The 9413-nt window shown below is 69.1% G+C and carries 6 protein-coding genes, 1 tRNA gene and 1 pseudogene; 5 read left to right on the forward strand and 3 right to left on the reverse strand.

Annotated elements, in window-relative coordinates; genetic code table 11:
* The first annotated feature begins 123 nt into the window (after positions 1 to 123).
* The 3 genes from ABD339_RS31295 to ABD339_RS31305 all read left to right on the forward strand — a co-directional run bounded on the left by ABD339_RS31295 (position 124) and on the right by ABD339_RS31305 (position 4705).
* Positions 124 to 2442 (forward strand): (Fe-S)-binding protein, encoded by a 2319-nt coding sequence (locus tag ABD339_RS31295; protein WP_344570549.1) that lies wholly within the window; start codon positions 124 to 126, stop codon positions 2440 to 2442.
* Positions 2443 to 3053: 611 nt separating this feature from the next.
* The gene (locus tag ABD339_RS31300; RefSeq protein WP_344570550.1) at positions 3054 to 3458 is read left to right on the forward strand and encodes an ATP-binding protein; all 405 of its coding nucleotides are present in this window, start codon (positions 3054 to 3056) and stop codon (positions 3456 to 3458) included.
* Positions 3459 to 3730: 272 nt separating this feature from the next.
* Positions 3731 to 4705, forward strand: coding sequence for a Yip1 family protein (locus ABD339_RS31305; RefSeq protein WP_344570551.1), 975 nt, complete (start codon positions 3731 to 3733; stop codon positions 4703 to 4705).
* A 170-nt stretch (positions 4706 to 4875) separates the two neighbouring features.
* Here the strand turns inward: ABD339_RS31305 and ABD339_RS31310 are convergent, their stop codons facing one another.
* The 3 genes from ABD339_RS31310 to dcd all read right to left on the reverse strand — a co-directional run bounded on the left by ABD339_RS31310 (position 4876) and on the right by dcd (position 7982).
* Positions 4876 to 6441, reverse strand: coding sequence for a ricin-type beta-trefoil lectin domain protein (locus tag ABD339_RS31310; protein ID WP_344570552.1), 1566 nt, complete (start codon positions 6439 to 6441; stop codon positions 4876 to 4878).
* Between the two features lie 272 nt (positions 6442 to 6713).
* Entirely contained in the window at positions 6714 to 7211 is a 498-nt protein-coding gene (locus tag ABD339_RS31315) for a phosphoribosyltransferase (protein ID WP_344570553.1), read from the reverse strand.
* Positions 7212 to 7406: 195 nt separating this feature from the next.
* The gene (gene dcd, locus ABD339_RS31320) at positions 7407 to 7982 is read right to left on the reverse strand and encodes a dCTP deaminase (protein WP_344570554.1); all 576 of its coding nucleotides are present in this window, start codon (positions 7980 to 7982) and stop codon (positions 7407 to 7409) included.
* 538 nt (positions 7983 to 8520) lie between these two features.
* Here dcd and ABD339_RS31325 point away from each other — a divergent pair.
* Together ABD339_RS31325 and ABD339_RS31330 are read left to right on the forward strand one after the other, a co-directional pair.
* Positions 8521 to 8591 (forward strand) — tRNA-Gly (locus tag ABD339_RS31325).
* A gap of 514 nt (positions 8592 to 9105) precedes the next feature.
* A pseudogene (locus tag ABD339_RS31330) lies at positions 9106 to 9413 on the forward strand (IS1380 family transposase); the annotation flags it as partial.

The following is a 9413-nucleotide window of genomic DNA, read 5'->3' on the forward strand; positions in this document are numbered from 1 at the left end:
GGCAGGGGCGGGTGCGGGGCTTCACGGCTAGTGGGTAGTCTCGTACGAACTGGATAAGTTACTGCTTAGTACACGACCTCCCCAGCCTCCGGCCGGGTGGTACCCCCACTCCGAGGAGCCGTTATGCAACTCGCCGCGATCGTCGTCACGCTGGTACTCACAGCGGTCGGCATTGCGCTTTTCGCCCGCGCCATCGCGCAGATCTACCGCTTCGTGAAGCTCGGCCAGCCGCTCCCCGCGGGCACGCGCAAGGACAGTCCGAAGCAGCGCACGGCCACCTTGGTCAGGGAGTTCCTCGGGCACACGAGGATGAACAGGTGGGGCGTGGTCGGCGTCGCCCACTGGTTCGTGGCGATCGGCTTCCTCACGCTGCCGCCGACGATCATCAACGCCTACGGCCAGCTCTTCAAGGCCGACTGGGTGCTGCCGGTCATCGGCGACTGGCTGCCCTACGAGATGTACATCGAGTTCATCGGCCTCGCGACCACGGTGGGCATCGCCGTCCTCATGGTGATCCGGCTGCTGAGCCTGCCCTCCCGGGCCGGCCGCAAGTCCCGCTTCACCGGCTCCAAGGCGTGGCAGGGCTACTTCGTCGAGTACGTCATCTTCGTCATCGGCCTGGCCATCCTCACGCTGCGCGGCCTGGAGGGCGCGCTGCACCACGTGGACGGCTACGACGCGTCGTTCTTCGTCTCGTACCCGCTGGTCGCGGCCTTCCACGGGCTGAGCGTCAGCACGCTCCAGACGCTGGTCTACCTCGCGGCGCTGGTGAAGCTCGGCACCACCATGATCTGGATGATCACCGTCGGCGTGAACACCAACATGGGCGTGGCCTGGCACCGCTTCCTGGCCTTCTTCAACATCTGGTTCAAGCGCGAGGCCGAGGGCGGCACCGCGCTGGGCGAACTCCAGCCGATGATGTCCGGCGGCAAGGTCATCGACTTCGAGACCGCGCTCGACGACTCCGAGGAGGACGGCGCCGAAGAGGTCCGCTTCGGCGCCTCCCAGGTCGAGGACTTCTCTTGGAAGGGCCTCCTCGACTTCTCCACCTGCACCGAGTGCGGGCGCTGCCAGTCGCAGTGCCCGGCCTGGAACACCGGCAAGCCGCTCTCCCCGAAGCTGCTGATCATGTCGCTGCGCGACCACGCCCACGCCAAGGCCCCGTACCTGCTGGCGGGCGGCGGCAAGAGCATGGAGGGCACGGAGAAGGCCACCGCCGAGCAGCTCAAGGACGTGCCGCAGTCCGCGCTGGACGAGGCCGAGCGCCCGCTGGTCGGCACCGCCGCGGAGGGCGGGGTCATCGACCCGGACGTGCTGTGGTCGTGCACCACCTGCGGCGCCTGCGTGGAGCAGTGCCCGGTGGACATCGAGCACATCGACCACATCGTCGACATGCGCCGCTACCAGGTGATGATCGAGAGCGCGTTCCCCTCCGAGGCCGGGACGATGCTCAAGAACCTGGAGAAGAAGGGCAACCCCTGGGGCCTGGCCAAAAAGCAGCGCCTTGAGTGGACGAAGGAACTCCAGCAGGAAACCGGCATCGAGGTCCCCGTCGTCGGAAAGACCGTCGAGGACCTGACCGAGGTCGAATACCTGTACTGGGTCGGCTGCGCCGGAGCCCTGGAGGACCGCGCGAAGAAGACGACCAAGGCATTCGCGGAGCTGCTGCACATCGCCGGCGTCAACTTCGCGATCATGGGCGGCGACGAGAAGTGCACCGGCGATTCCGCCCGCCGCCTGGGCAACGAATTCCTCTTCCAGCAGCTGGGCGAGGAGAACGTGGCCACGCTGAACGCGGCGTTCGGCGAGTCCCTCGGCGAGGACGGCACGGTGGACGCGAGCACCAGGAAGCCCAAGGCGTCGAAGAAGATCGTCTCCACCTGCCCGCACTGCTTCAACACGATCGCCAACGAATACCCGCAGCTGGGCGGCGAGTACGAGGTCATCCACCACACCCAGCTGCTCCAGCACCTGATCGACGAGGGCAAGCTGGTGCCGGTCACCCCGGTCGAGGGCCTGATCACCTACCACGACCCGTGCTACCTGGGCCGGCACAACAAGGTCTACACGCCGCCGCGCGAGATCATCGGCCGCGTGCCCGGACTGCGCAACGAGGAGATGCACCGGCACAAGGAACGCGGCTTCTGCTGCGGCGCCGGCGGGGCCCGCATGTGGATGGAAGAGCGCATCGGCAAGCGCGTCAACAACGAACGTGTGGACGAGGCCCTCTCCCTCGACCCGGACATCGTCTCCACGGCCTGCCCCTTCTGCCTCGTCATGCTGACGGACTCCGTCAACGGCAAGAAGAACGAGGGGGCGGCCAAGGAAAACCTCCAGGTCGTGGACGTCGCTCAGCTGCTGCTCGACTCCGTCAGGACGCCGGCCGACCCGGCGGACGACGGCGAGGAGGAGAAGGAGCCCGAGCCGGAGCCCGCGCAGTAGCGCCGCGGATGCCACGGTGCCGCGGGGGCGTACGCGGTGACACCGCGCACGTACGCGGCGATGCCGGGGGCGTACGCGGTGACGTCGCCGTCCTTCACGGCGGTATCGGCAGCGATGGTGGTATTGGCGTCCGCATCCCGGCAGTCATTGCGTCGTAGATTTTTTACGGCATGAACCCACTGCCATGAACCGCGCAATGGCCGGTCCCGTATTCACGGGACCGGCCATTGCGTGTTTGTCAGCAAGTCATGGTCAAATGCGATCACTTAATGCACCACACGAGCCAAACCACCGTCGCGGTATACCCATAGCGGTGCGCCCGCCCTAGCCTCCTGAACCACAGCGCGGGAACAAGCCGCGGAGCCAGTCCGCGTGGCGCGCCCCAGCAGCCAGGCACGCGAGGAGGAGCAGCAGGTGTCGGACCGTGAGGCCCCCGGTCGAACGGCCCCGGAAGGACCGGCCGGCCACGGCCGGCCACCGTCCGGAGCGAGGTCCCGCCCGCCCGGAGCGGCCCTCGTCGGCGGCCCCTGCTCCGTCGCCCCCCACCCCCCGCACCGCGCCGGTACGGATCCCCTCCGTCCACCGACCCTCACCGTCGAGGAGGGCGCCGGATGCTGACCCCCGAGCTGCTCTGCCGCCTCCGTTTCACCCTCAGAGACCTGCCCAGGCTGCGGATCGAGGTGGAATCCTGCGCGGCCTGGGCGGGTCTGTGCGAGCCACGAAGGGGTGAATTCGTGGTCGCGGCCGACGCCGTGGCCACCAACGCCATCGAGCACGCGGGCGGCGGCGGGCGGCTCCTGCTGCGGCACATCGGCAACGAGCTGGAGTGCCAGGTCGCCGACTCGGGCCCCGGATTCTCCGAGGACGTCATCCCCGAACTGCTCCCCGGCCTGGACGGCGCCCCCACCGGTCGCGGCCTGTGGCTGGCCAAGCTGGTCACCGACCGGCTGACGGTGGACGACACCGGAGGCCAGGGCTCCGTGGTCACCTTCGCCGTCCGCCTCCCCCGGGGCTGAGCGGCGCGGCACCCGGAAGGAGCGGTCCGGCACCCCGGCGGAGCGGCGCGACACACGGACGGCACGCGGACGGCACACGGACGGCACACGGACGGAGCGGACGAGCGCGGAGCCCTCTCAGGTGATGCCGCCTCGGGGTGGTGCTGGCACCACCCCCGTGCGGGGGCAGGCCCCACCGGGTCCCCCTAGGGGATGTCACAGGTAAGCAGCGATGTCCCTCTTCTCACTCACCCGTGGCACCGAGGTCCGCGCGACACGGTACGTTCGATTGCGTGGCTGGTTTCAGGAGCGGACGCGGCCGGGACTCCCGGGGCGCGCAGCAGCATGGGCAGTTCCCTCAGCACCCGCAGGGATCCCCGTACCCCCCGCAGGGCCCGAACCCGGGCCCCTGGCAGGGCGGCCGGGCACCCGGGGGTGCCCCAGGACCGGGTCGCGGCCCGGGCCCGGGACCGTACGGGCCGCGCGGTGGCGGGCCGCACGGCGGCGGGCCCGATGAGCCCGAGTATTTCGGGGACCCGCACTCCCCGCAGTACGGCGCCCCGCACGGGCCCGGCCACGGCGGCCCCGACCCGTACGCCAACAGCGCGGGCCACACCCAGTCGTTCAGCGTCTCCGACCCGTACGCGCAAGGCGGCCCGCCCGGCCCCGACCCGTACGGCGACGCCGCCGCCTACCAGGCGGGCAGCGCCCCGGCGCCGCCCTCCGGCCCGAGGCTGCACTGGAAGGACCTGCTGAGCGGGCTCGTCCTGCGCCCCAACGCCACGTTCTGGCAGATGCGGGACTACGCGGTGTGGGGTCCCGCGCTGATCGTCACCTTCCTCTACGGCCTGCTCGCCGTCTTCGGTCTCGACAAGGCCCGCGAGGACGTGCTCAACACGACGATCGGGCAGGCCATCCCGTTCGTGCTCATCACGGGTGTCGCGGTGGTGATCGCCGGCCTCATCATGGGCGCGGTCACCCACACCCTGGCCCGGCAGTTCGGCGGCAACGGCTCGTGGCAGCCCACGGTGGGGCTGGCCATGCTGATCATGTCGCTGACGGACGCTCCGAGGCTGCTGTTCGCGCTCTTCCTGGGCGGCAACGCCGGCCTGGTGCAGGTCCTCGGGTGGGCCACGTGGATCGCGGCCGGGGTGCTGTTCACCTCGATGGTCAGCCGCTCCCACGACCTGCCGTGGCCCCGCGCGCTGGGCGCGTCCGCGATCCAGCTGCTGGCCCTGCTGTTCCTGATCAAGCTCGGCACGCTTTGACCGGAACCTCCCGCTGAGCGGGGCGCTCCCGCGCGTCTCCCCCGCCTCGGCTGCCCCTGCCTTGAACGACAGAGCCGGTCCGTTTCCGGGTTCAGCCGGAAGCGGACCGGCTCTGTCGCGTCAGGGGACGGTCACTTGGCCGTGTCAGGGGATGGCCTCTCGCGAGAGGCTCAGCTGAAGCGCTGCGCCGCCGACCCGTCACACGTCGCGAGGCGGCCCTGGGCCTCGGCACCCGTGAGGGTCACACACAGGTTCGCCGAGGCCGCCTTCAGCGTGGCGCCGTCCCGTACGAACTGCTGCGCGGCGGCCCCCGAGCAGTTGCCCAGTACCAGCGTCGCGCCCTCCTTCACGCCCCCCGCGCTCTCCACGCAGCGGTCGTGGGTCTGCCCGGCGTACAGCGCTCGGCCCGCCGAGTCGTACCACCACTGCTGGTTGCGCTGGGAGGCGCCGCAGAACCAGCCGCGCACCTTGGTGCCCACGGCGCTGTGCCCGCCGTCGGCGTCCAGGCAGCTGCCCGTCGCCGCGCTCCGCAACGGCTTGAAGACGTCGTCCCACGCCTGCTGGTACAGCTTCGGCGTGCCCTTGCCGTCCGGGTCGGCGCAGGAGGCTTCGCGTACACCCTGCTGCCCGGCCTTGTACATCGCGGTGAAGCAGGAGGCGAAGGCGCCGTGCCCTCGCTCGTTCGGGTGGAAGGACTGCCGCACGGAGTTGGCATCCGGCGGGAAGGGGTTGAGGACATCGACGTAGAGGCCGCGCGCCCAGGTGTTCTCCATGCAGACCTCGTGGCCATGGAAGAGCCGGGAGGCGTCCAGATAGCTGGCTCCGGTGCGCTCGGCGGCCTTGCGCACGCCCTTCTCGAAGGCGGGCACGGCGGTGTTGCGGCCCCAGGCGGCGTCGCTGGTGTAGCCGACGCAGCCGCCGATGAGCTTGCCGGGGAACTTGGGGTTGTCCGTGACATCAGGACCGATGGGGCTGGGGTAGCCCATGACGACGAGTTGGTAGTCGCCGTCGGCGTAACCCGCGTCGCGCATCACGGACTTCAAGTCGGTCACGGTCTGTTCGACCTTGGGAACGAGCCCGTCGATCCTGGCCTGCCAGCCGGGGTCGTACTTCGGCTCGCAGGCGCCCTGAAGCGTGAGGTAGCGGACGACGCAGTCCGTCATGACGGGCCCGAACTGGAGGTCGTCGTTTGCCCCGACGACCAGCATGATCTGCTTCAGCCGGGTGTTGCGCGCCTTGATGGCGAGGCTGTCGCTCTGCACCAGCTCATCGGCGTACTGCTTGGTGCCGCCGATGCGGATGTTCTCCGAACTCGCCCCGGAGCAGGCGACGTTGTACGTCACGTCCGCCTGGATGCCCGTACGGTGCACGGCGGAGTCGGGCGACCGGTGACACCAGTTGTCGGGCCCGTTCGTGCCCGGCTCGTACGTGCCGACACCCTCCCCGGAGATCTCGCTGTCCCCCAGCGAGATCAGGCTGCTCTTGCGCTCGCCCATGGGCCGCTCGCCCGGGTCGCCGTAGAGCTTCCGCGCCTCCTCGGCCCTGATCTTCTCCAGCTCCGGCGACAGCGGCGTACCGGCCCGCACGCTGCGCGCCGCCCCGACCTCGGCCCCCGTCCCGGCCTCGGCCTCGGCCTTCGGGGACGACGGCGGGGCCGCCGCAGCCGCCGCGCCCGCTCCCCCCAGGGCCATCACCAGCGCCGCCACTACCGCTGTCACGGGTCTCGCACGAGCCATGAGCTGGTCTCCCTACCGCTGGCAACTGTTTGTCACCAGCGGTACTTACCCGCAAGTACCCGAAAGGGGAACCACCCGTGCACCCCTCTTTACCCTCCGCAGCCACCACCAGGGCGACTTCCGGCCGTGCGGAGGGCGCCCGGCACCGGGGGCGGGAGCGGGAGCGGGGTTCGGTGATCCGGGGGCCGGGAATCAGCGATCGGGACCGGGACCGAGGATCGGGGCCGGGGACCGGGACCGGGACCGGGGACCGGGACCGGGACCGGGACCGGTCAGGCGTCGAGGACCTGGCCCGCACGCCGCACGACAGGCGGCTCGACGGACCACGGGAAGTTGATCCACTGATCCGTGCGCTTCCAGACGTAGTCACACTTGACCAAAGAGTGCGACTTTTCATAAATGACCGCGCTGCGCGTCTCGGCGACGTGCTCGGCGCAGAAGTCCTGTACGAGCTTGAGGGTCTTGCCGGTGTCGGCGACATCGTCGGCGATGAGCACCCTCTTGCGGCTCAGATCGACCAGGTTGGGCACCGGCGGCAGCATGACCGGCATATCGAGCGTTTCGCCTACGCCGGTATAAAACTCGACATTCATGACATGCAGATTCTTGACATCAAGGGCGTAGCCGAGGCCACCCGCGACGAAGAGTCCGCCGCGCGCGATCGACAAGATGATGTCCGGCTCGTACCCGTCCTCGGCCACGGACTGCGCCAACTCGCGGATGGCCTGCCCGAACAGGGTGTACGTCAGATTCTCGCGCTCGTCACTCACGTGGTGCTGCCCTCGGCCTCTCGTACCCGGATGCGGTCATCTATGGATGCGCCGCGGTCAGCCGCGATCGCGGAACGGCTATATGTGGCCGAGGCGCGGCCATATGTGGCCGAGGCGCGGCTGTACGTGGCCGAGGAACGGTCCCACACGGTCGTACGCTCCCACACAGATGCACGCCCCCGCACAGATACCCGGTCACACATGGGTGCGGTGGAAGTTGAGGTAGGACCGCGACGGGGTCGGCCCGCGCTGCCCCTGGTAGCGGGAGCCGTAGCGCTCCGACCCGTACGGGAACTCGGACGGCGAAGTCAGCCGGAACATGCACAGCTGCCCGATCTTCATCCCCGGCCACAGCTTCATGGGGAGCGTCGCGACGTTGGACAGTTCCAGCGTCACATGGCCGGAAAAGCCCGGGTCGATGAACCCGGCCGTCGAATGCGTCAGCAGCCCCAGCCGCCCCAGCGAACTCTTGCCCTCCAGCCGCGAGGCCACATCCTCCGGCAGCGTGATCACCTCGTACGTCGAGGCCAGCACGAACTCCCCGGGGTGCAGGATGAACGGCTCGTCACCCTCCGCCTCGATCAGCCGCGTCAGATCGGCCTGCTCGGCGGCGGGGTCGATGTGCGGATAGCGGTGGTTCTCGAACACCCGGAAGTAGCGGTCCAGGCGGACGTCGATACTGGACGGCTGCACCATCGCCGGATCGTACGGTTCGACCCGCACCCGGCCTGTGTCGATCTCGGCCCGGATGTCCTTGTCTGAGAGAAGCACGGGCCGAGACTACGCGCACGAAGCGGGACCGACCCAATCGGACCGGCCCCGCCGTCAGTCTGCTGCCGGCTGCGTTGTCAGCTCTGCCGCCGGATCGTTGCCAGGTCTGTTGCCAGGCCCGTTGTCAGCTCTGCCGCCGGGCGACAGGGACCGCCTGCCGCAGGCGCCCGCAACGGGGACAGCGCAGCAGCCGTCCAGGCCCGATCCGGGAGGCCCCGAGATTCTGCATCGGGAACTTCGAGGTGCTGAAAACGTGCCCTTCGGCACACTGGACGACGGTGGATTCCATCGCTTGCCTCTCCCCTGTCGCGTGGCTGCGTGGACGACAAATGCCACGTTAGGGGATGACTCCGACGCCCGGACGACCGGCACTCCGCCACCCCACCGTACGCCCCCAACTCCCGCCCCCCGACCCACAATGACCCCTTGCCCGACCCGTCACCCGGCCCCCGAACAGCGAAGAGACCCCAGCCGTCTGCGGCTGGGGTCGGCCATGGGGTAGAGTATCCGCGACGAGCCACCTTCATGTGAGCTCCTCGCGGGCGTAGTTTAATGGTAGAACATGAGCTTCCCAAGCTCAGAGCGCGGGTTCGATTCCCGTCGCCCGCTCCGCAGTCAAGACCCAGGTCAGCGACCTGGGTCTTGTTCGTTCCCGGGCCATTCTTCGGCTTCCGTGCCCTCCGTGTGCCCTAACTCGCGGAGGGCGCCCTGCTAATGAGGCACGCAGTGCGCCGCTCGCGCCGCCTGACGCACCTTCTTCTCAGATGGCGAGACGTCACTTATGTGGCCTGCGCCACTGCGCCCGACAGGCGCGTGAATTCGCGCTCGCCGATCCAGCGCCGTTGCGGCAAGGCGGGGATTTCTGTAGTCGGCGAACAATCGATGTCACCTGGTCGCCCCCAACTACCGCCGCACTTCAAGTTCGACGCAGCCAACCGGATCGAGCACATCAATGCTCGCCGCGTCCCCGACTCCACCCGGCCGAATGGTCCCAGGCTTAGCCTTGATCCACCGACGTGATACGTGTGGATAACTTTCATGGAAATGAGGAAGTGCCTTGTGACCTGCGATGATGGGAGTTCTTCAGGCTTCCAGCACGCACGATCGGCAAGGCACTTCCGAGATGCAATCTTCCCACACGCCAGCGGCGGTCTCCGCTGCCTTCGATGACCCGAATCTGATCGCGCAGGCCGGGCTGGTCCCGGTGATGCGGCTGGCCGGGCGGTGTGGTCTGCCACGACTGGTCGTCGAGAACGTGAAGCTGACCGGGGCGAGGAACAGCGCGGGTGCGGCGGCTGATGCCGAGGTCACCAGCATCGTGGGTGGCATGGTCGCGGGCGCGGACAGCATCGACGACCTGGCCGTTCTGCGGCACGGCGCGATGCCGGCCCTGTTCGGCGGCGTCCGCGCCCCATCCACGCCGGGCACGTT

The organism is Streptomyces axinellae (assembly GCF_039532135.1).
Classification (GTDB): Bacteria; Actinomycetota; Actinomycetes; order Streptomycetales; family Streptomycetaceae; genus Streptomyces; species Streptomyces axinellae.

Bases quoted from the DNA above. Each gene is read 5' to 3' on its own strand.
- ABD339_RS31295 (WP_344570549.1), top strand. From the start codon at position 124: ATGCAACTCGCCGCGATCGTCGTCACGCTGGTACTCACAGCGGTCGGC.
- ABD339_RS31300 (WP_344570550.1), top strand. From the start codon at position 3,054: ATGCTGACCCCCGAGCTGCTCTGCCGCCTCCGTTTCACCCTCAGAGAC.
- ABD339_RS31310 (WP_344570552.1), bottom strand. From the start codon at position 6,441: ATGGCTCGTGCGAGACCCGTGACAGCGGTAGTGGCGGCGCTGGTGATG.